Annotated in this window: 22 protein-coding genes; 10 read left to right on the top strand and 12 right to left on the bottom strand. The window is 71.8% G+C overall.

The features are described 5' to 3' along the window. The first annotated feature begins 37 nt into the window (after positions 1 to 37). Entirely contained in the window at positions 38 to 2128 is a 2091-nt protein-coding gene (locus tag AAH979_RS15010) for a SpoIIE family protein phosphatase (RefSeq protein ID WP_346258710.1), read from the top strand. Positions 2129 to 2157: 29 nt separating this feature from the next. Here the strand turns inward: AAH979_RS15010 and AAH979_RS15005 are convergent, their stop codons facing one another. The 3 genes from AAH979_RS15005 to AAH979_RS14995 form a co-directional block, all read right to left on the bottom strand. Next, positions 2158 to 3312 (bottom strand): glycosyltransferase, encoded by a 1155-nt coding sequence (locus tag AAH979_RS15005; protein ID WP_346258709.1) that lies wholly within the window; start codon positions 3310 to 3312, stop codon positions 2158 to 2160. 44 nt (positions 3313 to 3356) lie between these two features. Further along, entirely contained in the window at positions 3357 to 4046 is a 690-nt protein-coding gene (locus AAH979_RS15000; RefSeq protein WP_346258708.1) for a methyltransferase domain-containing protein, read from the bottom strand. A gap of 103 nt (positions 4047 to 4149) precedes the next feature. Further along, a complete protein-coding gene (locus AAH979_RS14995; RefSeq protein ID WP_346258707.1) occupies positions 4150 to 5682 on the bottom strand; it encodes an FAD-binding oxidoreductase in 1533 nt (510 codons plus the stop codon). Positions 5683 to 5772: 90 nt separating this feature from the next. Between AAH979_RS14995 and AAH979_RS14990 the strand changes: the two genes are divergently transcribed. The 4 genes from AAH979_RS14990 to AAH979_RS14975 all read left to right on the top strand — a co-directional run bounded on the left by AAH979_RS14990 (position 5773) and on the right by AAH979_RS14975 (position 10678). Beyond that, positions 5773 to 7860 (top strand): S9 family peptidase, encoded by a 2088-nt coding sequence (locus tag AAH979_RS14990; RefSeq protein WP_346258706.1) that lies wholly within the window; start codon positions 5773 to 5775, stop codon positions 7858 to 7860. A gap of 28 nt (positions 7861 to 7888) precedes the next feature. Continuing rightward, complete coding sequence (locus AAH979_RS14985) at positions 7889 to 8365, top strand: DUF488 domain-containing protein (protein ID WP_346258705.1); 477 nt, start codon at positions 7889 to 7891, stop codon at positions 8363 to 8365. A gap of 521 nt (positions 8366 to 8886) precedes the next feature. Continuing rightward, positions 8887 to 10104: a family 16 glycosylhydrolase gene (locus AAH979_RS14980; RefSeq protein WP_346258704.1), complete on the top strand. Its 1218-nt coding sequence runs from the start codon at positions 8887 to 8889 to the stop codon at positions 10102 to 10104. A gap of 187 nt (positions 10105 to 10291) precedes the next feature. Further along, a complete protein-coding gene (locus AAH979_RS14975; RefSeq protein ID WP_346258703.1) occupies positions 10292 to 10678 on the top strand; it encodes a nuclear transport factor 2 family protein in 387 nt (128 codons plus the stop codon). A gap of 57 nt (positions 10679 to 10735) precedes the next feature. Here AAH979_RS14975 and AAH979_RS14970 read toward each other — a convergent pair whose 3' ends face one another. Continuing rightward, the gene (locus AAH979_RS14970) at positions 10736 to 12223 is read right to left on the bottom strand and encodes an MFS transporter (protein ID WP_346258702.1); all 1488 of its coding nucleotides are present in this window, start codon (positions 12221 to 12223) and stop codon (positions 10736 to 10738) included. A 226-nt stretch (positions 12224 to 12449) separates the two neighbouring features. Between AAH979_RS14970 and AAH979_RS14965 the strand changes: the two genes are divergently transcribed. Next, the gene (locus AAH979_RS14965; RefSeq protein WP_346258839.1) at positions 12450 to 12803 is read left to right on the top strand and encodes a helix-turn-helix domain-containing protein; all 354 of its coding nucleotides are present in this window, start codon (positions 12450 to 12452) and stop codon (positions 12801 to 12803) included. On the opposite strand, the gene AAH979_RS14960 is transcribed toward AAH979_RS14965, so the two are convergent. From AAH979_RS14960 to AAH979_RS14935, 6 genes are all read right to left on the bottom strand, one after another. After that, positions 12781 to 13983 carry a DUF418 domain-containing protein gene (locus AAH979_RS14960; RefSeq protein ID WP_346258701.1) on the bottom strand — a complete coding sequence of 401 codons (1203 nt, stop codon included), beginning with the start codon at positions 13981 to 13983 and terminating at the stop codon, positions 12781 to 12783. The genes AAH979_RS14965 and AAH979_RS14960 overlap by 23 nt on opposite strands. Positions 13984 to 14078: 95 nt before the next feature. Beyond that, complete coding sequence (locus AAH979_RS14955) at positions 14079 to 14846, bottom strand: SDR family oxidoreductase (protein WP_346258700.1); 768 nt, start codon at positions 14844 to 14846, stop codon at positions 14079 to 14081. Beyond that, on the bottom strand, positions 14843 to 16270 hold the full coding sequence (locus AAH979_RS14950; protein WP_346258699.1) for an MFS transporter: 1428 nt from the start codon (positions 16268 to 16270) through the stop codon (positions 14843 to 14845). Before AAH979_RS14950 ends, AAH979_RS14955 begins: the two co-directional genes overlap by 4 nt. Then, positions 16236 to 17495: an Ldh family oxidoreductase gene (locus AAH979_RS14945; RefSeq protein WP_346258698.1), complete on the bottom strand. Its 1260-nt coding sequence runs from the start codon at positions 17493 to 17495 to the stop codon at positions 16236 to 16238. The genes AAH979_RS14950 and AAH979_RS14945 overlap by 35 nt, the downstream gene beginning before the upstream one ends. 207 nt (positions 17496 to 17702) lie before the next feature. After that, positions 17703 to 18467 (bottom strand): IclR family transcriptional regulator, encoded by a 765-nt coding sequence (locus AAH979_RS14940; protein WP_346258697.1) that lies wholly within the window; start codon positions 18465 to 18467, stop codon positions 17703 to 17705. Positions 18468 to 18521: 54 nt separating this feature from the next. After that, a complete protein-coding gene (locus AAH979_RS14935; protein ID WP_346258696.1) occupies positions 18522 to 19478 on the bottom strand; it encodes a threonine/serine dehydratase in 957 nt (318 codons plus the stop codon). Between the two features lie 156 nt (positions 19479 to 19634). On the opposite strand from AAH979_RS14935, the gene AAH979_RS14930 reads away from it, so the two are divergent. Continuing rightward, complete coding sequence (locus AAH979_RS14930; RefSeq protein WP_346258695.1) at positions 19635 to 20663, top strand: DUF4352 domain-containing protein; 1029 nt, start codon at positions 19635 to 19637, stop codon at positions 20661 to 20663. Between the two features lie 67 nt (positions 20664 to 20730). Here AAH979_RS14930 and AAH979_RS14925 read toward each other — a convergent pair whose 3' ends face one another. Beyond that, positions 20731 to 21723, bottom strand: coding sequence for an NAD-dependent epimerase/dehydratase family protein (locus AAH979_RS14925; protein ID WP_346258694.1), 993 nt, complete (start codon positions 21721 to 21723; stop codon positions 20731 to 20733). A 162-nt stretch (positions 21724 to 21885) separates the two neighbouring features. On the opposite strand from AAH979_RS14925, the gene AAH979_RS14920 reads away from it, so the two are divergent. From AAH979_RS14920 to AAH979_RS14910, 3 genes are all read left to right on the top strand, one after another. Next, entirely contained in the window at positions 21886 to 22239 is a 354-nt protein-coding gene (locus tag AAH979_RS14920; RefSeq protein ID WP_346258693.1) for an STAS domain-containing protein, read from the top strand. A 109-nt stretch (positions 22240 to 22348) separates the two neighbouring features. Beyond that, entirely contained in the window at positions 22349 to 22810 is a 462-nt protein-coding gene (gene mscL / locus AAH979_RS14915; RefSeq protein WP_346258692.1) for a large conductance mechanosensitive channel protein MscL, read from the top strand. 78 nt (positions 22811 to 22888) lie between these two features. Next, complete coding sequence (locus AAH979_RS14910) at positions 22889 to 23125, top strand: hypothetical protein (RefSeq protein WP_318402136.1); 237 nt, start codon at positions 22889 to 22891, stop codon at positions 23123 to 23125. Between the two features lie 48 nt (positions 23126 to 23173). Here the strand turns inward: AAH979_RS14910 and AAH979_RS14905 are convergent, their stop codons facing one another. Further along, on the bottom strand, positions 23174 to 24106 hold the full coding sequence (locus AAH979_RS14905; protein WP_346258691.1) for an SCO2521 family protein: 933 nt from the start codon (positions 24104 to 24106) through the stop codon (positions 23174 to 23176). Positions 24107 to 24333: the final 227 nt, after the last annotated feature.

Here is a 24333-nt window from a genome sequence, read left to right as displayed (position 1 = left end):
GGTGGCCTGGATCTCGGATCGGTGGAGGATACGGAAGGTGTCAGCGGAGGCGGGCGGCACGGGCACCGGCGGAGCGGCCACCGGGGGCACCGGCGATCAACTGCGCCGGGTACGGCTACCCGCCGACCGGCGTACCCCGGCGGCTGCCCGCGCCCTGGTCCGGTCGGTACTCGCCGAGACCGGCCTCGAGGAACTGCTCAACGAGGCACTGCTGCTCACCACCGAACTCTCCACCAACGCGGTCGAGCACGCCCGCACCGAACTGGACATCGAGGTCGTCGCGGACCCCTCGGGCCTGACCGTGACGGTCTCCGACTTCGCGGCCGGACCGATCGACGACGTGACGGCCCGGCCCAGGAACGACCTGACGGACATCTCGCAGGTCTCCGAGCGGGGCCGGGGGCTGCTCCTGGTCGACCACTTCGCCAGCCGGTGGGGCACCACCCACCAGGCCACCGGCAAGGGCGTCTGGTTCCGGCTGGACCGCAAGGACCCGGCCGTGGGGTCGCACGCGCTGGAGGCGGGGCAGACGGGGTCCACCGGCGGCGCCGGCGGCCCGCCCGGCCCGTCCGCGCCGAGCGCCGGGGCGATGAGCGCGCTGATGCAGACCGCCCCCGATCCGTACGCCGACGATCCGCTGCCCACCTTCGCCGCCGACCTGCTGGTCCGGGTCGGCGACATGGTCGGCGCGGCCGGCGGGGCGGTACGCCTCGACCGGGGCGACGGCGCCGGCTGGCAACTCCTGGCCCGGTACGGCCGGCAGCCCCGACCCGGCGACGAACTGCTCCGGGTGCCGTTGACCGTGCACCGGCCGTACGCCGGGGAGCTGGAACTCGACGCCGCGCCGTCGGGGTACGCCCGCCCGCTCGCCGCACTGGTCGCCGAGCGGCTCTCCCTGCACCTGGAGAACGACCGGCTGCGCCGGGCCGACGTACGCCGGCAGACCTGGCTGACCTTCCTCGCCGAGGCAAGTGAACTGCTCGCCCAGTCGCTCGACGTCGAGCTGACGATGGCGCTGATCCCGCAGCTCGTGGTCCCCCGGCTCGGCCAGTGGTGCGCGGTGCACGTCACCGACGAGTGGGGGCGGTTGAAGCTGGCCGCGGCCACCCACGCCGACGAGGCGGTGCTGCCGCAACTACACAAGATGCTCAAGGAGGACGGTCCGGAGTCGGTGCAGTCCCGGTTGCGCGAGGCGTCCCGCAGCCAGGGGCAGGTACCGATCGGCGCTCCGATGGACGGCTTCGCCATCCCGCTGGTCGCCCGGGGGCAGCGGCTCGGCACCCTGGCGGTGGGGCGGCACCAGCGGCACCGGCACGACCCGGACGAGATCGCCGTACTGGAGGACGTGGCCCGGCGGGCGGCGCTGGCGATCGAGAACGCCCGGATCCACGACGAGCGGCGCAAGGTCGCGCACACCCTCCAGCAGTCGCTGCTGCCGCCCGTGCTGCCGGTGGTGGAGGGGATCGGGTTCGCCGCCGAGTACGTGCCGACCGGGGACGCGGCCGAGGTCGGCGGTGACTTCTACGACGTCGTACCGCTGTCCGAGGATCGCTGGCTGGTGGTGGTCGGGGACGTCTCCGGCAAGGGCGTGCAGGCGGCGGCGGTGACCGGGCTGGTCCGGGACGTGATCCGGGTCCTGGTCGGCGACGGCAAGCCGCTGCCGGAGGCGCTGGCCCGGCTCAACGGCACGCTGGTGGAGCGGGGTGGCGGCCGGTACTGCACACTGGCGCTGGCCGCTGTGGACCGGGACCGGACCGGCCGGCTCACCGTCTCGCTCTATCTGGCCGGTCACGACCGGCCGGTGCTGGTCCGCGCCGACGGGCGGGCGTCGTTCGTGGGTTCCGGGGGTACGGCGCTCGGCCTGCTCGACTCGATCACCTCGCCGGTCGCGGAGGTGCGGCTCGGCCCCGGCGACGCGCTGGTCTTCTACACCGACGGGGTGACCGAGCGGCGGCGCGGCCGGGAGCTCTTCGGCATCGAGCGGCTTCGGGACGCGGCGGCGCCGCTGGCCGGCTACTCGGCGGAGGTGGTGGCCGCCCGGCTGCGCGCGGCGGCGATCAACTTCTCGGTCGAGTCGCCCCGGGACGACATCGCCATCCTGGTGCTGCGCAACGACTCGACCGGCTGACCGGCACGGGGCCGGCGAGCCCGATGTCGTCAGAGGTGGCGGGCACCCTCCGGGGGTAGCGACACATCCGGGCCGGTTGCGGTGTCTGAGGCAGAGCCATTGTCGTGAGGCCGTGGCAACCGCACGGAGATCCGGTGTCCGGTCAGCTCGCGCAGTCGGTCCGCCATGAGCCGGGCGGTGTCCATGCACTCCAGCCGTCGCGCGCGTCGCGGACCGGTCCGGTATTCGGCGAGCATCGCGGAGGCGAGCGCGGGCGGGTCCGCCACGGGGCAGCGGCGGCCCGTCTCCTCGGTGCACAAATCGTCCGCGGAGGCCATTTCGACCGACGCGATGACCCGCGTGCCGAAACCCAGTGCCTCGTTGATCACCCAACCCCACGGCTCGCGGTGGGACGGAGCCACGAAGACGTCCGCCGCGGCGTACACGGCACCCAGCCGCTGCTGGGGAATCGTGCCAAGGTAGCGGCAGTCGTCGTGGGCGTCGACGTACTGGCGGACCTGCGGTTCCAGCGACCCACTACCGACAATGACGAGAGCGGTGGTGCCGTCGGGCACCGTCTGGCGTACGACGTCGTACGCCTGCAGAAGGTCGGTGACGCCCTTGATCGGTTCAAGCCTGCCCACGAAGGTGAAGACGAAACGCTCGGTGAGCCCGAGCCCGGCTCGTAGCGCCGCGGCTCCTGACTCGTTTCCCGGCAGTTGTTGCAGCGCGTACGGGATCAGATGGTGCCGTCGCAGGCCCAACAGCCGCCAGTATGCGGTGTTGGCCGATCCGTTCGTCCACACCTCCGGCTGCCCCAACAGCATCCTTAGGTACCAGCGTTTGAGTAGTCGGCGGAACGCCGGCCGGGACGATTCGTCGCGGACGTTGGCCGCACCCCGCAACACGAGCGGGAGACCACGCAACCGGGCGACGTTCGCCGAGACCAGCCTGGCCAGGCCGCGGTATCCGTACACGCCTACCGCCCGCAGCTTCGGCGACAGGAGAGCCTTGGCGAGTGCGACCTGGCCGCGGAGGTGGTCGAGCACGATGTAGCGGTGCGTCGCCGCGACATGGCCCCAGCCGTGGGAGGTGTCGGCGCCGTAGAGGTAGAACACGCATAGCTGGTCGCCCAGCTCCTCCTGTAGCCGGTTGAGCACCGGCGTGTGATACGGGCTGGGACACTCGACGACGAAGACGATCATGATCGGATCTTTCCCCTGTTCCTTCTCGGCTAGGGTCTTCGGGATCAGCGGATGGCCTCCACGAACAGGCTGTCCGGTCGGTGCTCCACATCGGCCAGCCCGGGTAGGGCGCCGACCAGGAACTCGCGTGGTTGTGGCTTCGGGAATCCGGCCTGGCGCAGCATCTCGTGCACCAATGCCGGCGTCGGCTGCCAACGATGGGACGAGCTGGAGAACCGGGTGACCACTCGCTGTCTGCGGGTCGGCCGGGAGAGTGGACCCATCAGCAGGTTCTTGGTGAACTCCAGGCCGGCAGCGGCGGCTTCGTCGCCTGCGGCGGAGAGGAGTCGACGGGCCAGTACCTGGGCGTCGGGCAGAGCGAGCCGGATTATCCCGCCTGGACGGAGCGTCCGATGGCACTCACGCAGGAGCAGGAGGGCCTGGTCGTAATAGAGATGTTCCAGTGTGTGCGATGAGTAGATCGCGGAGACCGAGCCGTTTGGATACGGCAGCGGCTCGGTTACGTCGAACTGCTTGATGGACCGTGGCCAGGGGACCATGTGTTCCTCGCTGAGGACGCCGGCTCGGCGGAGGAACGATCTGGCACCCGGTACGCGCGCCAGAGTCAAACTTGGTGACCTGTCGATGTTGATCCAGCCGGCCGGAGCCCGTAGTCCACAGCCCAGGTTGAGGCGAATATCTGCCTGTTTTCCCAAGAATGTCTCATGAGTTGTCGAAAGGTTGGTTAGTCCCATAAGCACGCATAGTAACCACAAGGGGACGCGGCCCGAGGGCTACTTGCCGTCTCATGGCGGCGTCCACGCCGCACACCGGCGACGCGCGGGTTCGGCTATCGGGTCAGATGCCGCCCGGATAGCGCCCGGGGGCGAGTCGTCGGGCCGGATCGAAGTACTCCTTGACCCGGCGCAGCATCGGCAGGTCGGGCAGTTCGCCCCAGACATCCACGGCTTCGCGGATCCGGGCCGGAGCGGCGACCACCACGCAGCGGCCGGAACGGGCGCGCAGCACCGCGCGTACGCCGTCCAGGATGGCGCCGACCCGCTCCGGTGACGAGTCGGCCGACAGCGCGGCGTGCACGACACCGAGCCCGGCCGAGCCGCGTACCGGCACCGGCGCCCCGGCGGCGTCCCGCAGCGCGTAGATGGCGGCGTGCAGGTCGCCGATCGACACCTCGATGCGCAGCGCCACCTGGTCGGGCTGGAACGGATAGCGGCGCCACCACCCCGGCGCCGCCCCGACCACCTGGGCGTCGCCGCCGAGCAGCGCGGTCAACCGGGCCGTCCGTTCGGCCACCTCTGCCGGCCCGCCTTCGAGCAATACGGCCAGGCTGCCGGAACCGGGCTCGCCGAACTGGCCGCGCGGCCCGGGACCGCCGCCGAGCCCGGGCTGTCCCCGATCACCGGATCCACCTGCGCCCGAGGATCGGCTTCGCACGCCGGGCCGGCCCGGGGCCTCGAACCAACCTCGCCCGCCGGCCCGTCCGGACGGGCCGGGTGCCCCCGTGGCACCCGGCCCGTCCGGCGGAAGGTGCCCGCCGGAGCCGGGGCGCCGGACGCCGCGGCCGGTCGTCGGCGCCCGGCCGCCGGGCAGGTCGACCTCGATCGCGGTCGGCCGCAGCTCGGCGTCGAGGACGGCACGGACCAGGTCGTGCACCTCCAGCGGGGTCCAGACCGAACGGACCACCCAACTCCGGCTCGCCGGGATCGGCTGCACCCGCAGGGTCGCCGAGACCAGCACGCCGAGCGCACCCTGCGACCCGCAGAGCAGCCGGGCGACGTCGGGATGGGCCGGCACCGCATCGGGCCGCTCCCCGGGACGGCCGGTCGCGCCGGCCCGGGCGTGCGCGAGCACCCCCGAGGCGTCCACGTAGCTCACCCCGACGAGTTGGTCGCAGGGCCGGCCGTGCAGGTGCCGCAGCGGACCGCTCTCGTCGGCCGCGACCACGCCCCCGACGGTGGCGCCGACCGAGGGCACGTCGATCGGCAGCCGGCGGCCGGTCCGTTCCAGGATCGCCTCGGCGGCCCGGACCGGTGTGCCGGCCCCGATCTCGGCGACCAGCTCGCCCTCCGGCTGCTGCCAGACCCCGGCGAGCCGCCCGGTGTCCAGCACGATGTCGACCTGTGACGGGGGCATGCCCCAGTCGAGTTTGGTGCCGGCCCCCCGGGCGACCACCGAGAGGTCGTGCTCGGCGGCGAGCCGGACCACCTCGGTGACCGCCTCCGGACTGCCCGGCGCCGCGACCCAGCGGGCCGCCGCGCCGGCCACCCCGTCGGCCGCTCCCGCGGCCCGGGCGAAGTGGGCACCGCAGATGCCCGCCAGTCGCCGTGCGATGTCAGCGCCCCCGCGCCGTTCTATCGAAATCTCCCCCACCTTGGTCATCGTACACATGTACTAATTTTCGGCAACGCCCCGGGCCGCACCGGGCCGCCCACCGGCCAGCCGGACGGGTAACGTGACCGGGTGACCACTGAGACGACCGCCGCCCCCGTCGCCAAGCGGGTGCCGACCGAGCGCACCCACCACGGCGACACGGTGATCGACGAGTACGCCTGGCTCGCCGACAAGGACGACCCGGACACGATCGGCTACCTGACCGCCGAGAACGCCTACACCGAGCAGACCACGGCCCGGCTCGGCCTGCTGCGGGAGACGCTGTTCAACGAGACGAAGCGGCGGACGAAAGAAACCGATCTATCGGTGCCGACCCGCAAGAACGGCCACTGGTACTACACCCGGACGGTCGAAGGCGAGCAGTACGGCATCCACTGCCGCCGATCGGTACGGGACGGCGAGACGGCCCCGCCGATGCCGGAGGACGGCGCACCACTCGACGGCGAGGAGATCCTGCTCGACGGCAACGCACTGGCGCAGGGGCACGACTTCTTCGCGCTCGGCACCTTCGACGTCAGCCCGGACGGGCGCTGGCTCGCCTACTCCACCGACTTCGCCGGCGACGAGCGGTTCACCCTGCGGGTCAAGGACCTCTCCACCGGCGAGGTGCTCGCCGACGAGGTACCGGACACCTTCTACGGCAGCGCCTGGTCGGCCGACGGCTCCACGCTGTTCTACCTGACCGTGGACGAGAGCTGGCGGCCCTACCGGGTGTGGCGGCACACCGTCGGCACGGCACCGGATGCCGACGAGATCGTCTACCAGGAGGACGACGAGCGGTTCTGGGTCGGCGTCGGGCTGACCCGTTCGGAGAACTTCGTCGTCATCGACTCGCACAGCAAGGTGACCAGCGAGGTACGGGTCATCCCGGCCAGCAACCCGACGGGCGAGCCGGCGGTGATCGCGCCCCGCCGGCAGGGCGTCGAATACTCGGTCGAGCACCACGGGCATCGCCTCCTGATCCTGCACAACGACGGCGCGGAGGACTTCGCGCTCGCGTACACCTCAGCGGACGCGCCCGGGGACTGGGTGCCGATGATCGAGCACACTCCCGGCACCCGGCTGGAGGCGGTCGACGCCTTCGCCAACCACATCGTGGTGTCGCTGCGTACGGCCGGGCTGACCGGGATCCGGGTGCTGCCGGTGGGTAGCACCGAGTCGTACGACATCGACTTCCCGGAACCGCTCTACAACGTCGGGCTGGACAGCAACCCCGAATACCAGACCACCAGCGTCCGGCTGCACTACGCCTCGCTGACCACCCCCGACTCGGTCTACGACTACGACCTGGTCACCCGGGAGATGGTGCTGCGCAAGCGGAAGCCGGTGCTCGGCGACTTCGACCCGGCCGGCTACGAGCAGCACCGGGACTGGGCGCTGGCCGACGACGGGACCCGGATACCGATCTCGCTGGTCTGCCGGGTCGGCACCCCCCGGGACGGCTCGGCCCCGTGCGTGCTCTACGGCTACGGCTCCTACGAGGCCAGCATGGACCCGTGGTTCTCGATCCCCCGGCTCTCCCTGCTGGACCGGGGCGTCGTCTTCGCCGTGGCGCACGTGCGCGGCGGCGGTGAACTGGGCCGCCGGTGGTACGAGACCGGCAAGCTGCTGAGCAAGAAGAACACCTTCACCGACTTCGTGGCCACCGCCCGGCACCTGGTCAAGGCCGGTTGGACCTCGGCGGACCGGCTGGTCGCCCGGGGCGGCTCGGCCGGCGGGCTGCTGATGGGCGCGGTGGCGAACATCGCCCCGGACGCCTTCGCCGGGATCGTCGCGCAGGTGCCGTTCGTCGACCCGCTCAACTCGATCCTCGACCCGTCGCTGCCGCTCACCGTCACCGAGTGGGAGGAGTGGGGCAACCCGCTGGCCGACCCCGAGGTGTACGCGTACATGAAGTCGTACTCGCCGTACGAGAACGTCACCGCGCAGGACTACCCGCCGATCCTCGCCGTCACCAGCCTGAACGACACCCGGGTGCTCTACCACGAGCCGGCGAAGTGGGTCGCCCGGCTCCGGGCCGTCGCACCGCAGGGGTCGTACCTGCTCAAGACGGAGATGGGTGCCGGGCACGGCGGCCCGAGCGGGCGCTACGACTCCTGGAAGGAGGAGGCGTTCGTCGCCGCCTGGATCCTCGACCGGCTGGGCGTGGCCGCGTAAAGCGCAAGGTTGTGGAAGGGTGACTCGCATGACGGTCTTGACGGACGACCGCTCCGGACTGGTCGGCGTGGGTTACGAGGGCCGGGACATCGGGGACTTCGTGGCAGACCTGGTCACGATGGGCGTGTCACGTCTGGTGGACGTACGGCTCACCCCGATCTCCCGGAAGCGGGGGTTCAGCAAGTCAGCGCTCGGGCAGGCGCTCGGCGAGGCGGGGATCGCCTACGAACACCGACGTGAGCTGGGAAATCCGAAGGACAACCGGCCTGGATTCACCGGCTCTCCGGAAACGCTCGCCCAGGCCCGGGCGATCTACGCCGGACTGCTCGCCCGGCCGGAGGCCGTCGACGCACTCGACGCACTCGCCGCCGCGAGCCAGCGGGAACTCGTCGCGCTGCTCTGTTTCGAGGCTGACCAGCGGCAGTGTCACCGGGACCTGGTGCTCCAAGCGGCACACGAGCGGCGTCCTATCGGTGGGGCGGCCAGTAGACCCCGAGGACGCTGAACGTATCGACCCGCTTGGCCTGGTTGCCGACGTAGAAGGCGACATCGCGACCAGGCCCGCAGAGTTCGTGCAGGAACTTCTGTTCCACGGCTCGCCGCACCTCGTCGTCGGAGCGGCCCCGCAGATTGCGTTGCAGGACGACGAGTTCCCAGTCCAGGATTCCTTGCCGGTGCCCACCGCAGCCCGGTTCGTGGCAGTGGTAGTGGTAAGCCGCTCGAAATCGGGGTGCCTCAAGTGGCGTCCGGTCGCGGCTATCGAGCAGGTCGAGTTGCGTCGTGGCGCCTCCAGCCGAGAGAGCTGTGGGTGTCGACGCAACTACTCCGAGAGATATTTTCGTGGGCGGCGATACCTGGCTAGCCCTTGCCGATGCCCCACAAGCGGGCCACCGTCTACGACGGACCTCGCTCGCACAGCAGGGCGATTCGATCCAGGGGCGGTCCTCTCGACAGACTGCGGCTCCGCAACCTTCTTTTTAGTTAACAACCTTGCAAGAAAGCGCTCTCTGGCGTAGAAACATTGACATGCGTACACGCCGAGCCACCCTCGTCCTGGCCCTGCTGGCCGCGACGCTGGTGGTGACCCCACCGAGCCCGGCCGTCGCTGAGCCGGGCGCGCTCACCTGGAGCGACGAGTTCAACGCGCCAGCCGGCACCCCGCCCGACGGCAGCAAGTGGAAGCACGACATCGGCGGCGGCGGCTGGGGCAACAACGAGCAGCAGTACTACACCAACAGCACCAGCAACGCGGCGCACGACGGCAACGGCAACCTGGTGATCACCGCCCGCCGGGAGAACCCGGCGAACTACCAGTGCCACTACGGCTATTGCCAGTACACCTCGGCCCGGCTGCTCACCGCGGACCGCTTCACCCAGACGTACGGCCGGTTCGAGACCCGGATGAAGCTGCCGCGCGGTCAGGGCATCTGGCCGGCGTTCTGGATGCTCGGCGGCATGCCCTGGCCGGACATGGGCGAGATCGACATCATGGAGAACATCGGCCGCGAGCCCGGCAACGTGTACGGCACGCTGCACGGCCCCGGCTACTCCGGCGGCAGCGCGATCAGCTCCCGCTACACGCTCCCTGGTGGCCAGGCGTTCGCCGACGCCTTCCACACCTTCACCGTGGACTGGGCGCCGGACTCGATCACCTGGTACGTCGACGGCATCCAGTACGGCCGCAAGACCCCGGCCGACCTGAACGGCAACCGCTGGGTCTACGACCACCCGTTCTTCATGATCATGAACATCGCGGTCGGCGGCCACTGGCCGGGGTACCCGGACGGCAGCACCACGTTCCCGCAGCAGATGCTGGTCGACTACGTCCGGGTCTGGGCCTGGAACACCGGCGGCGGCAACCCGGGCACCGGCAGCCAGCTCATCGGAATCGGCAACAAGTGCATCGACGTACCGGGCGCGAACCCGGCCGACGGCACCCAGTTGCAGATCTGGGACTGCAACGGCACCGCCGCCCAGCGCTGGACCTTCACCGGCGGTACGGTCCGGGCCCTCGGCAAGTGCATGGATGTGGCGAACGGCTCGACGGCCAACGGCGCCAACATCCAGATCGTCGGCTGCAACGGCAATCCGGCCCAGCAGTTCGTGCTGAGTGCGGCCGGCGACCTGGTGAACCCGCAGGCGAACAAGTGCGTCGACGTACGCGACTGGAGCACGGCCAACGGCGCCAAGCTCCAGCTCTGGGAGTGCACGGGCGGCGCCAACCAGAAGTGGCGGCGTGCCTGACCCGTCAGACGCGCGGCGGCACGCCGACCCGCCGCGACCCCGGCCCCGCACCGATCCCGGTGCGGGGCCGGTCGCTGGTACGCCCGGTCCATCGGCACGGCCGACCCCCAGGCATGGCCAGCCGCGCGACAGTACAGTTGACCTCGGCCACCTCCGCCCGGCATCTCACCTGCCCGGAGGCAGCCAGATGGACACCGACCGTTTCGCCGACGCCCCGCCCGTCGAGCTGCCCAGCCACCGGGCGATCGAGAATCTGATCTTCACGTATGCCGAACTCGTGGACACCGGGGACTTCGCCGGGCTCGCCGACCTGCTCGCCGACGCCAGCTTCACGCTGGGCAGCGGCGAGACAATGGACGGTCGGGACGCGGTCGAGCGACTGGCCCACGACACGCTGCGGCTGTACGACGACGGGACGCCGCGGACCAGACACGTCACCACCAATGTCATCGCCGACGTCGACGAGGCGGCCGGCACCGCCGAGTCCCGTTCGTACTTCACGGGCGGCCCACCTCCGGCCGGTGCCCCCGTCTCCCGACCCGTCGCATCTGACCCGGCAACGGCAACCCGGTGACGTCCCAATGGGTACGGGCCAGCCGCGAGGCCGAGGCTGGCCCGTACCCGATAGAGGTCAGCGGCCGGATTCCGCCGGTGCCCTGACGGCGGCGGCCGGCAGGTCGGCCCCGTCCCCCGGGCCGACATTTCCCGCATCGGCTCGGCGGCGGACCCCGAAGGCGGTGACCACGGCCGCGACGACGATGGCGGCAAGCGGCACCACCAGGGCCGCGCGGTAGCCGTCGAGCATCGCCGCCGGGCTGGCGCCGGCGCCGGTGGCGGCGACGTTGACGGCAGCCACCACGGAGAGCCCGAGGGCGGCACCGAACTGGATCGACGTGTAGAGCAGCCCACCGGCCAGGCCCTGCTCCCGATGCTCGATCCCGTCGGTGGCGGCGATGGTGAGCGGTCCGTAGACCAGCGCGAACGCCACCCCGAGGATGATCACCGTCGGGAACATCGCCGCGTACGTCGTGTCCGGGCCGATCCGCAGGAACAGCGCGTACGCGACGGCGGCGAGGAGCAGGCCGCCGAGGATCACCCGGGGATTGCCGTACCGGGCGACGAGCCGGGGCGTCAACAGCGGGGCGAGCACGATGTCCACGCTGACGGCCAGCAGGGCGAGACTCGTCTCCAGAGTCGACCAGCCGCGCAGCTCCTGCAGGTAGAGCACGGCGACAAACTGGAACCCGAAGAAGGCGGCGAGGAAGAGCAGCCCGGTGATGTTCGCCCGGACCAGCGCTCCGGAGCGGAGGATGCCGAGCCGGACCAGTGGGGCACGCGACCGCGCCTCGATGGTGAGGAACGCGCCGAGCAGGGCCAGCGACGCGGCGGCCGTACCGACGGTCTGCACGGCGCTGGTGTGGGTGGCCCGCTCGACCGCCAGCACGAGCAGCAGCAGGGCGGCGGTCACGGTGACCGCGCCGGCCAGGTCGACCCCCTGGCCAATCGGCCCGGGCCGCGGCGACCTCGGCACCAGCGGTACCGCCACGATCAGCAGGACAAGCGCGAGGAGTACCGGGGCGAAGAAGACCCACCGCCAGTCGATCGCCGTCAGCAGGCCGCCCACGACGAGCCCGAGTGAGTAGCCGCCGGAGGCGATCCCGGCGTAGACCAGCAGCGCCCGGTTGCGCTGCGGTCCCTCCGGAATGCTGGTGGTGATGATCGAGAGCCCGGCGGGGGTCATGAACGCGGCGGCGACGCCGGTGACGAACCGGGCCAGGATGAGCATCCAGCTCTCAGTCGCCAGGCCACCGAGTCCGGAGAAGAGCAGGAAGACGAGCAGCCAGCAGAGGAACATCCGGCGCCGGCCGTACAGGTCGGCGGCGCGACCGCCGAGCAGCATGAAGCCGCCGTAGCCGAGGACATAGGCGCTCATCACCCATTGCAGCGCGCCGGTCGACAGGCCGAGGTCGGCGCGGATCGACGGCAGGGCGACGTTGAGCATCGCCACGTCGATGCCCTCCAGGAAGATCGCCCCGCACATCACCACGAGTACGCCCCAGGCGCGTGGATCGAGCCGGTGCGGGGCGCCGGATTGCTGGGTTGACGGTGAACTGGGCAACGGACCGCTCCTCGTGAGGCGATGGGTACGCGCGAGGAAACCGCCGGGGCGCGTCGTTCGGTTACCACCCGGCTGGCCAGTTCCCTCTTGTAACCAAGGAGATCGTCGGTCAGGCTTGACCATCGTGGAAGAAGGCACTTCGAAGTCACCCGGTTACTGCACCGGAACCGAGGGCGACTACACGGCCAGGCAGTGGGACGGCCGCGAGGACTGCGAGGTCCGCCAGATCCTCGACCGGATCGCCGACAAGTGGTCCCTGCTGGTCATCGCCCTGCTCGACCGGCAGAGCCTGCGCTTCACCGAGTTGCGCCGGGAGGTCGACGGGATCAGCCAGCGGATGCTCACCGTCACACTGCGCCAGCTCGAACGCGACGGGCTCGTGCACCGCACCGTCCACCCGGTCGTACCGCCCCGGGTGGACTACGCGCTCACCCCGCTCGGCGTCACCCTGCACCACACCATCCAGGCGCTGGTGCACTGGACCGAGTCCCACCTCGACGAGATCGCTGCGGCCCGTGCGAGGTACGACGAGCGCGCGGCGACTCCGGTCCCGGTGACTAGCCAACCTGCGGCCGGCTGAGCGGGCGGCGCCGCCAGGCGGGGCGTTCCGCGTTGGTGAACCAGCGCAGCAGCCACTCGGCCGGGCCGTGCCCGTGCCGCTCCAGCCACCGGCGGCTGACCACCACCTGGCCGACGAAGATGGCGACCGCGAAGACCAGCATCTCCAGCGGCGACACCTGACCCACCAGGCCGAAGCCGACCCCGGTGAAGATCAGCAGCATGGCGACGGACTGGCCGAGATAGTTCGACAGCGCCATCCGGCCGGCCGGGGCCAGCGTCGTGCCGAGCCACCGGCCACGCTCGCTGTGCACCACCCGGACCAGCGTCGCGGCGTACGCGGCGGCCAGCAGCGGCGCGGTCATCGCACTCACCAGCACGCCGAGGGTGTCGCCGTTGCCGCCGAGCGAGGCGTAGACCGCGCCACCGGCGATCCCCACCGGAAAACCGACGAGTTGGACGATCCGCAGCCACCGCTCCCGGCCGGTGAGCCCGACCAGCAGCCCCCGGCGGGCGGCGACCATGCCGAGCAGGAACATCGCCAGGGTGGTCGGACCCTGCACGGTCACCTGGGAGAGAGCGTAGAGCGGCAGGATCGCGATGTGCTCGTGGACCACCGAGCCGAATCCGCCGGCCAGGTTCGCGGTCGACTCCTCGGCGGCGGCGATCTGGCTGGCCTGGTCGAAGTAGCTCGACGTGTCCAGGAACAGGATGCTCGACCCTATGCCCAGCAGCAGATAGCCGTAGAGCGCGGCGGCGACGATCAGCGCCGTGCGGTCCCGTACCCCGCGCATCGCCAGCAGGATCGCGCCGAGCAGCGCGTAGACGGTGAGGATGTCGCCGCTGATCAGGAACACCATGTTGATCGCACCGAGGGCGAGCAGGCCGAGCAGCCGGCGTACCATCCGGGGCCGGAACTCCGCCCCGGCCCGCGCCGCCGCCTCCGTCTGGAGCACGAAGCTGTAGCCGAACATGAACGAGAAGAGCAGGTAGAACTTCATTCCGAAGAAGCTCAGGTTGAACCAGCGCACCGCGTCGTCCAGCCACGAGTCGTACGCCGGGTCGGTGACGTTCAAGCTGTAGCCGGTGGCGACGAAGGTGATGTTGACTACGAGGATGCCGAGCAGCGCGAAGGCGCGCAGTGCGTCGAGATCGGGGATGCGGGTCCGGGCGGCCGTTGCGGCGGCGGTAACTGTGCTCACCAGTCGAGCACACCAGCGGCGGGCCGCCGGGTCAGGAGCGTCAGGTCCCGGGGCGGGGTGGAGCTAACTCCACCCCGCCGCGGAAACCGGCTCGATCAGTACACGACGTGTTTTCCGCCGTCGACGATGACCGCCTCGCCGGTGACCATGTCCATGCCGAGCAGCCCGAGCACCGCCTGCGCCACGTGTTCCGGGTCGGCGGTGCGGCGCAGCGGCACCACCTCCCGCTCCCGGGCACTGCGCTGCGCGAAGCCCTGCTCGCCGTGCAGGCCGGGCTGCCAGCGGGTGTGCTGCACCGTGCCGGGCGCCACCGCGTTGACCCGTACCTCGGGGGCGAGCGCCACCGCCAGGTTGCGGGTGAGCTGGAGCATCGCCGCCTTGCTCACCCCGTACGCGATCGAGGAGCCGCCGGCGCGGTAGCCGGAGATGGACGAGATGTTCACGATCGCGCCGCCGGAGGACCGCAGCGCGGGGGCGAAGGCGCGGGCGCAGCGAAACGCGCCGAGCAGGTTGACGTCGAGTACGTCCCGCCAGACCTCGTCGGACAGCCCGTCCAGGTCGGCGTGCTCCACCGCCCGGGTACCGCCGGCGTTGTTGACCAGCACGTCGACCCGGCCGAAGCTGGCGAGCACCTGCTCGGCCATGGTGCGTACCTGGGTGTCGTCGGTGACGTCGGCGGCGACCGCGCGGGACCGGCCGGCCCACTCCCGGGCCTGCGCCGCGGTCTCCTCGGCCTCCGCCCGCGACCGGCTGAAGTTGACCACCACGGCGTCCGCGCCGGCCCGGGCCAGCGCCAGGCTGACCGCCCGGCCGATCCCGGTACCACCGCCGGTGACCACCGCGACGGTCTTCTCCAGCTTCATCGCGCGGTCTCCATCGGAGTCGAGGCCGTCGGCGGCCCGTCCGCCGCCTTCCCGCCCGGTTCCTCCTGGTACGCGTGCACGGCGCCGATGTCCATCGTCCGGGTCTCCCGGGCGACCACGAACGCCACCAGCGAAACGACCGCGGTGAAGATGATCCAGAGCGCGACCAGCCAGGGCGAGCCGTCAGCGGTGCTGAGCAGTGCCGCCGCGACCAGCGGGGAGAAGCCGGAGATGGCGGCGCCGATCTCCCGGGAGGCGGCGAACCCGGTGTACCGCACCCCGGCACCGAACAGCTCCGCATAGAACGCCGGCTGTACGGCGATCATCGGTGCGAAGCCGATGCCACCGGCAATGATCAGGGCCAGCCAGATCAGCACCGTCACCTCGGAGTTGAGCAGCCAGAAGTACGGGAAGGCGAAGGCGGCGGTGAAGACCACGCTGAACACGTTGAGCGGCTTGCGGCCGATCCGGTCCGACAGCGCGCCGTAGACCGGCTGGACCGCGATCACCACCAGGCCCATCAGGATCACGCCGGTCAGCGCCACCCAGCGCGGCCGGTCGAGTTCGTTGGTCAGGTAGGCGACGCTGAAGGTGGCGAAGATGTAGACGATCGCGGTGTCGCAGATGTGCGCGCCGATCCCGACCAGGAAGTTGCGGGGGTACAGCCTCAGGGTGTCCAGGACGGGGGTCCGCACCACCGTCCGGCTGCGCTCCAGCCGGCGGAACACCGGCGACTCGGTGACCCGGAGCCGTACGTAGACGGTCACGAAGATCATCAGGAAGCTGGCCAGGAACGGGATCCGCCAGCCCCAGGATTCGAGCTGGTCGTCGGGGAGCATCCCGACCAGCAGGAACGAGACGGTACCGAGCACCAGACCGATCTGCACCCCGGTCTGGGCGTACGAGGCGTAGTAGCCGCGCCGCTGCGGTGGGGCGTGCTCGGCGAGCAGGGTCGACGCGCCGCCGAACTCGGCTCCGGCGCCGAGCCCCTGGCAGATCCGCATCAGCACCAGCAGGATCGGCGCCCAGACCCCGATCTGGTCGTACGTCGGCAGCAGACCGATCAGCCCGGTCGCGATGCCCATCACCAGGGTGGTGATGATCAGTGTGGAGCGCCGGCCGATCCGGTCACCGAGCCGGCCGAAGAAGAACCCGCCGACCGGGCGGAACAGGAACGCCACCCCGAAGGTGGCGAACGCGACGAGCGTGCCGACCGCCGGCTCGGCGTCCGGGAAGAAGATCTCGTCGAAGACCAGCGCGGCGGCGGTGCCGTAGATGAAGAAGTCGTACCACTCCAGGGCGGTGCCGACCAGCGACGCCGAGACGACCCGGCGCAGCTCGGCGGGTGGGGTGGTCTCCTGGTCGGACGGCGCGGAGGCGGTCTCGGGCTCAGGCGGGGGCGCGGGGTCCACCGGCGATGTCATCACGATCCTCCTCGGGCGAGGGGGCCGCGCGGTCCGCGCGGCTTCGGGGGTGGGGTACGGGTACGGCGGGCAGCTCGGGCCCGCCCGGCAGTTCGGCCAGTTCGCGCCAGGTGGACGGGGCGAGCGGGATCCCGTCGGAGATCCGGGCGGCGCGGGTGTGCGCCTCCTTCTCGCCGGGCACCAGCACGCCGTCCGGGCCGGGGTCGCGCTCGACGGCGGGCGCGGTGTCGCCGAGCAGCCGGCAGAACCCCTCCGACCGGGTCCGGAAGGCGGACACCGGCAGGAAGGTCCCGATGTCGATGGCGATCAGTACGGTGCCGTTGGTGTTGTCGTAGCCGGGCAGGCTGGAGATTCCGGCGCCGGAGAGCAGCCCGCCGACGATCTCGATCATCACGCTGAGGCCGTAGCCCTTGTGCTGGCCGAACGGCAGCAGCGCGCCTCCGGCGTAGAAGTCGGACGGGTCGGTGGAATCCCGGCCCTCCGCGTCGACCAGCAGGCCGGCACCGACCCGTTCCTGCCGGGCCAGCGAGAGCGCGAGCTTGCCCTCGGCGATCGCCGAGGTGGCGAAGTCGACCACCACCGGTGGCCGCCCCTCGGCCCGGGGCGCCGACCAGGCGAGCGGGTTGGTGCCGAGCCGGCGCTCCCGGCCGCCGTACGGGGCGACGGTCGGGTTGATGTTGCAGAAGGCCAGCCCGATCGCGTCCGTCTCGGCGAGCAGTTGCACGTACTCGCCGAGCCGGCCGATGTGGTTGCAGTTGCCGATCGTCACCACGCCGACGCCGTACTCCCGGGCGAGTTCGCGGGCCTCGGTCACGGCCAGCCGGGCGGCGAGCTGGCCGAACCCGCGCCGGCCGTCGACGACCGCGGTGGCTCGGTGCCGGCGTCGGATGACGGGGTCGGCCGAGGGGTCGATCATGCCGCCGCGCACCGCGTCGACGTACGGGATCAGCCGGCGTACCCCGTGCGAGTCGTGCCCGACCAGGTCGGACTCGACCAGCGAGGTGGCGACGGCCCGGGCGGGCGGCTCCGGGCTGCCGGCGGTGGTGAGGATCCGGGCGGCGATCTCCACCAGTTCGTCCGCCGGTACGGCGACCGGCGGCATCTCGTCGTCGACCGGCCGTGCGGGGTGGTCCGGCGCGTGGCTGCTCGGCACGGTCGACCAGGACGGCGGACGGTGCGCCGCCGCGCTGTCGTCGATCCGGTTCCGGTCCTCGCCGCGCGCCATCTGGCGTCACCTCCGGAGCACGCCGTTCCGCCCTACGGAACACCGTTCCACAGTAACCTTCGTCACAGTCTGGCCCGTAACACCGACCAGCGCAACCGGATGGAAACAATTCGGATCGACCCGAGACAGGCACCGGGGCGCCGAGTCACCAGAGGCGGGCGCCGGGCCCGATCGGCCCGGGACAGGGGCCGGGCCGGATCGGCCAGGTCAGCTCGGGACGGTGCGGGCGCCGAGGGCCCGGGAGACCTCTCCGGCGGCCTCGACCACCTGCCGGCCCACCTCGTCCGCCGACTGGTCCGCCGCCTCGTAGCTGAGCGTCGCCGCGCTCAGCCCGCCGATCACGTGCCCGGCGTGGTCGTACACCGCCGCACCGGTCGCGGAGACCCCGGGCTCGTTCTCCTCGTGGTCCTCGGCCCAGCCCCGGGACCGGACCGTGGCGAGCTCGGCGAGTAGCGGCCCGACCTCGACGATCGTGCCTGGCGTGTGCCGGCGCAGCCCGGTCCGCTCGGCGAGCGCCACCACCCGGTCGTCGTCCAGGGTCGCCAGGACCGCCTTGCCGATCGACGTACTGTGCAGGTCGAGGCTCATCCCGACCCGGGAGGCGAGCTGGTACGGCTTGCCCGCCTCCACCTTGGCCACGTAGACCGCCTCGTCACCATGCAGCAGCGCCAGGTGCACCGTACGGCCGGTGCGCCGTTGCAGCTCCTCCAACTCGGGGCGTACCCGGGCGGGCAGGTCCAGCCGGTGCATCACCCGGCCGGCCAGCGCGAGCATCCGGGGGCCGGTGAAGTAGTCCCCGTTGCCGGTGGGTCGGGCCAGCCCGCGCTCGACCATCACCTGGAGAATCCGGTGCACGGTCGCCTTCGGCAGGTTCGTCGCCGCCGCGATGTCGGTCAGCCGGCTGTGCTCGACCAGTGCCTCCAACACGGCGAACGTCTTGTCCGAGGCGCTCGCACCGGTCCGGTCAGCCATGGTTCCAATGTAGGGAATGCCGCCGGTCGGCTCGGTCGGGCCGCATCCGCGCCGTCAGCCCGCGTCGGGGCGGCCGACGGCGGCCGCCAGTACCGCCGGGTCGACGTTGCCGCCGCTGACCACCGCCACCGTACGCCCGGCGGGCAGCTCGGCGGCGTGGAACATCCGGGCGGCGGTGGCCACCGCGCCGCTCGGCTCCACCACCAGCCGGGCGCCCCGGACCAACCGGGTCGTCGCGGCGGCGATCTCCTCCTCGCTGACCGTCACGATGCCGTCCAGCCGGGCGCGCAGGTGTGCGAAGGTCAGCGCGGAGAGGTTGGTCCGCAGCCCGTCCGCGCTGGTCCGATAGGTGCGGGCCGGTTCCCACTGGCGCAGCTCGCCGCCGCGCAGCGACTCGGCGGCGTCGGCGGCGAGTGCCGGCTCGACCCCGATGACCCGGGCACCCGGGCGCAGCGCCTTGACCGCGGTGGCGACCCCGGAGGCGAGCCCGCCGCCGCCGACCGGCACCAGCAGCACGTCCAGCTCGGGCAGGTCGTCGAGCACCTCCAGCCCGATGGTGCCCTGGCCGGCGATGATCCGCCGGTCGTCGAAGGGCGGGATCAGGGTCCGCCCCTGATCGGCGGCGATCGACTCGGCGACCGCCAGCCGATCGGCCGGGGCGACCATGCGTACCTCGGCGCCGAGAGCGCGTACCTGGTCGACCTTTGCCGCCGGAGCACCCTCGGGAATCACCACCGTGCACGACACGCCCCGGGCCCGGGCGGCGTAGGCGAGCGCCTGCCCATGGTTGCCGGAGGAGTGCGTGACCACGCCTCGGGCCCGCCGGTCGGCGTCGAGCCGGGCCACCGCGTGCATCGCACCACGCAGCTTGAACGAGCCGACCGGTTGCAGGCTCTCCGGCTTCAGCCAGAGCTGGTCGTCCCAGCGGCAGGGCAGCAGGGGCGTACGCAGCACCACACCGGTCAGGTCCCCCGCCGCGGCCCGTACGTCATCGACGGTAACGAGATCCACCGGATCATCCTGCCACTGCGCTCACCCCCCGGTCCGGAGCGGTTCGGCCGGAGCCCCCCCCGCCCCGCCGTCGGGTACGAAGATGACGATCCCACTGGGATGAATACGGCTAAAGCCTACTATTTTCCAGAGGCCCCGGATGATACGAGGATCGTGATGACCAGCGCCGACCAGCCCGGCGAGCAGCCGTACCGGCCCGGCGCCGGTTCCGGCGATCCGCCAACGGGCGGGGACCGGCCAACCGAGCCGGTCCCTCAGTCGTGGGACTGGGCGATCGACCCACCGCCGCCGGAGGGGCCGACCCGGGAGCCGACCCCGGATCCGGCGGCCGGACCGACGGGCGACGAGGTACCGGATCCGCTCCCGTTGACCGGTCGCTTCCCGGACACGGTCGCGCCCGGCGCGGGCCCACCCTCCCCGCCGCGTCCCGAACGGCCCGCCGCAGCGCAATCCTCGCCGCCCGCCGAGGCACCGCCGGACTGGTCCACGCCGGAGACGCGGGTCAGCACCCCGCCGCTGAGCGGGTACCCGCCGCCGACGCCGCAGCCGCCGATCTGGGCACCCCGACCGACCGGGCCGGAGGGCGGGGCCGGGCCGGAGGCGGGCCGACCACCGCCGGGCGGCACCGCAAAGGCTCCCGAGTTCGTGCGCCCGACCGACCGGCGGTGGTGGTTCCTCCTCGGCCTCGTCGCCGCGGTCCTCTCCTGCTGCTGCGTGGCCGCCGCCGTGGTCGCGCTGACCTGGGGGCCGGACTTCTACACCGGGCTGCGCGACCGCGGCCCCCGGGTCGTCGGCCTCAACCAGCCGGCCCGGGACGGCGATCTCGAGTTCCAGGTGCAGGAGGTGCGCTGCGGGCTCACCGAGGTCGGCGACCCGCTGGTCAGCCAGCTCGCGATCGGGCAGTTCTGCGTGGTCGGCCTGGCGGTGCGCAACCTGGGCCTGCGACCGGTGACGTTCCAGGACAGCCTGCAGATCGCGTACGGGCCGGCGGGGCAGCGGTTCGGGGTGGACAGTTCGGCCGGGCTGCTCGCCAACGCCGACCAGCTCGGCTTCCTCAGCGAGATCAACCCCGGCAACCGGGTCACCGGGGCGGTCGTCTACGACATTCCGCCCGACGCCCGGATCGTCCGGCTCCGGCTACGCGCCTCCGCCACCTCACCCGGAATCCAGGTCCGCACCGGATAGCCGGGGCGACCGGCGTGGCGGACCGGACCGGGTCAGCGGGCGGGCCGGAGTGGTGAGCCGGGCCGGGTCAGCGGGCCTGCCACGCGGCCAGTACCTCGGCCTCCTCGGCCTCGGTGAGGCCGATCCGCCGGTCCGCCTCCGGGCCGGCCGTGGCGAGCCAGGCGGCGGTGTCCCGAGCCGTCTCGGCCAGCGGCCGCGTCCGCAGCCCGGCCGCCAGGCTGGGAGTCACGTCCCGGGCCAGGAAGCCGGCGTACTCGGGCACCGGCAGCCAGAGCGGCAGCGACCGCGGGCCGGACCAGGGCTGCACCCCCTGCTCCGCCAGGAACTCCTGGGCCACCCAGCTCAGGACGGCGCCGTCGGGGAGTACGTCGGCCAGGAACCCGGCCCGGGTCATCGGCGCGCCGGTGCCGTCGTACGTGCCGGTGAGTCCGCGTTCAGCGGCCGGGACGATCCAGGCGGCCAGGTCGCGTACGTCCACGAGCTGCACCGCGTCGTCCGGCGAGCCGGGCGCGAGGACCTCGCCACCCCGGGCCGCCCGCCGGACCCAGTATGCGAAGCGCCCGCTCGGATCCTCCGGCCCGACGATCAGCCCGGCCCGGCAGACGAAGAGCCGGTCGGCACCGAACGCCTCCGTCACGATCTGCTCACAGGTCACCTTGCAGGCGCCGTACGACTCCGCGGAGAGCTCCGGGTCCTCCGCGTCCCGGGCCGCGGGTGCCAGTACCGGGGCGGTGTCGACCCGCTGGCCGACGGTGGCGGTGTCCGCGTACACCGAGGCGGTCGAGACGAACGTGAAGTGCCCCACCCGACCGGCGAGCGCGGTCACCGCGTGCCGGACCTGGTCGGGGCGCCGGGCCACGTCGACGACCGCGTCGAAGTCGCCGGTGAGCGCGGCCAGGCCGGCCGGGTCGGTGCGGTCCACCCGGACGAAGCGGACGCCGTCCACCGGGTCCCCGGACGAGCCCCGGGCAGCGCAGGTGACGTCGTGGCCGGCGGCGAGGGCCTGCCGGGCGACGGCCCGACCGAGGAACACGGTGCCGCCGAGGACGAGGGTTCGCATCCGGCGATGGTGCCCGGCTCGGGTGACATCCGGTAACCCCTGTTCGCGCAGAGCGGATCAGGTCCGACTCCCGCATCGGGCCGACGGCTGACTTCCGCCGCCCGTCATGCGTACCGGGCCGGTTGTGGAGTACGGTTCGACCGATATCCCAGGAGGTCGCGAATGTCCCTGACGGTGCACACCGAGGAGCGGGCCGACGTCGTCGTCGTGTCGGTCGCGGGCGAACTCGACATGGCCACCGCGCCGAAACTTCAGGACCAGATCACGGACCTGCTGGAGAAGGGGCACACCCGGCTGGTGTTCAACCTGGCCGAACTGACGTTCTGCGACTCCACCGGGCTCTCCGTCTTCGTTCGCGCCCGCAACAGCGCCGACGAGGCCGGCGGCATGGTCCGGCTGGCCGCGCCGCGCCGGGGGGTGCTGCGCATCCTTGAGGTCAGTGGCCTGGTGGAGGTGCTCCAGACCCACGCCACGGTGGACGAGGCGGTGGCCGGCGGCCCCGCCGGCACCGACTGACGGCACCATCCCGCCGGTCCTCCGCTGGCCGCCGGCCACCGCTTTTCGTCCGCACCGCACTGGGCACTAGGTTGTCGACCGACACGAATCCGGCAACCTGGAGACGCCAATGCTCAAGGGCTTCAAAGACTTCATCATGCGGGGCAACGTCGTCGACCTCGCCGTCGGCGTGGTCATCGGTGCGGCCTTCACCAGCCTGGTCAACCAGTTCACCAACTCGTTCCTGAAGCCGCTGATCAGCATGTTCGGTGACGGCAAAGGCATCGAGGCGGGCACCTGGGAGTTGCCCAACGACGCCGTGATCGACTGGGCGGCCTTCATCAACGGCGTCATCACCTTCCTGATGACCGCCGCCGTGCTCTACTTCCTGGTGGTCTTCCCGATGAACAAGCTCGCCGAGCGGCGCCGGCGGGGCGAGGAGCCGGCACCGGCCGCGCCGAGCGAGGAGATCAAGCTGCTCACCGAGATCCGTGACGCGCTGGTCGCCGCCGGCCGGGCGCCGAACCGGCACCCCGAGGGCCCGGACGAGCGCTTCGGCCAGCAGTACCCGCCGGCGCCGCGCCGCCCCTGAGCCCGCGGCGTCACCTGCCCGGATGACGGGTCCGGCACCCGGCGATCTTCTCGAACGTACGTTCGATAAGGTCCCGGCATGGAACAACGAAAGCACTGGTGGAACGGCAAGTGGGGGCGCCTGGCACGGCGCGATGTCTACCTCCGGGCGGATGCCGACCAGTGGCACGTGGAGCAGCGCGCCGGCGGAGCTGAAGGGATCTCCCGGTTCTACGAGTTCGACAGCGAGGACGCGGCGTACGACGTGGTCCGGACCCTGCTGGCCGGGCCGGACACCTGGCGGGAACTCTCCGCCCGCCCGCCCGGCGCCGATTGACCGACCGGCGCCGGGCAGACGCCGGCGGTCAACCTGGTGGCCCGGCGGTCAGCGGGGCGAAGCCTCCAGTAGGGCGATGGTGCTGAGCGTGACCTGGTCGCGGATCCGGGTCACCGAGGTCTGCCACTGCCGGGTGAACCCCGGCCGGTGTTCGAGATCCCGCCAGACCGGCAGCACCGACTCGTCCAGCCGGGCGGCCGGCATCCAGAGGTGCAGCAGGCAGTCGATCGCCGGGCGGAGCCGGTCGATCTTCTGCGTCCGGGTGCCGGGCCCGGTGAGGCTGAACTCGATCAGCGACAGCAGCGTGGTGAGCAGCCAGTCGTGCAGCGCGAGGTCCTCGCAGAACTCCACCAGCGCCGGTACGGTCTCCTGCGGCGCCGTCAGTTCCAGGGTGCGCAGCGTGTCGGACTCGATCCGGAACTTTCCGTGCGCCTCGGTCCCCGGGTCGGCGGCCGGCAGCACCGCCCAGCGCAGCCGGGTGCGTTTGGTCCGGAACGGCGGGCGGCGGTCCAGCCGGGACGAGCTCTGCACCGCGTCGATCAGCCGGGCGCTGATCGCGCCCAGGTTGAGCGTCTGCGGCTGGTAGGTGGGCCCGAGGAAGCCCTGGGCCACGTCCCGGATGTCGACCTTGCCGATCGTCTCCACCCAGCCGGGCCGGGACAGGTAGTGCGACCAGATCAGCCGGCGGTTGCTGGCGGCCCGGTCCAGCCGGGTGTAGGTGGAGCCCTGCAACACGTGCCCGCCGGTCACCGCCGCGTGCGAGACCACCGTCCCGACGCCCCTGGTACGGCTGCCGGAGCGGGTCGGCAGCCGGCAGTCCACCCCGGTGAGCTGGTCCGGCGAGACCGCGTACGCGATCGGGCGCTCGGACCGGCGCACCCGCTGGCCGACCAGGAAGTCGAGGAGTTGGGCGGTGTTCTCCAGCGAGAGCGAGCTGGAGTTCTGTAGGAGTCCGGTGTGGACCTCGCCCAGGGTTAGCATTGCGCTCCTCCGCAACCTCTTGGGCACCGTGACCGGCATCACCGGGGCCGCGTCGCCGTGACAGCGACACCGTAACCGATGTCCGCGACGGGCACGGTGATCGGCGACCGGCAATTCACCATGGTACGCCCGGACACGTCCGGTAGACGGCGATCGGCCCCTCCCACCAGCGGAAACCACGTTCTTGCGTCCTATTGATACGGTTGCGTTACGCGCCGCTCAGCCGC

The organism is Plantactinospora sp. ZYX-F-223 (assembly GCF_039649625.1).
GTDB lineage: Bacteria > Actinomycetota > Actinomycetes > Mycobacteriales > Micromonosporaceae > Plantactinospora.
This window is presented reverse-complemented; position numbering and strand designations above follow the sequence as displayed.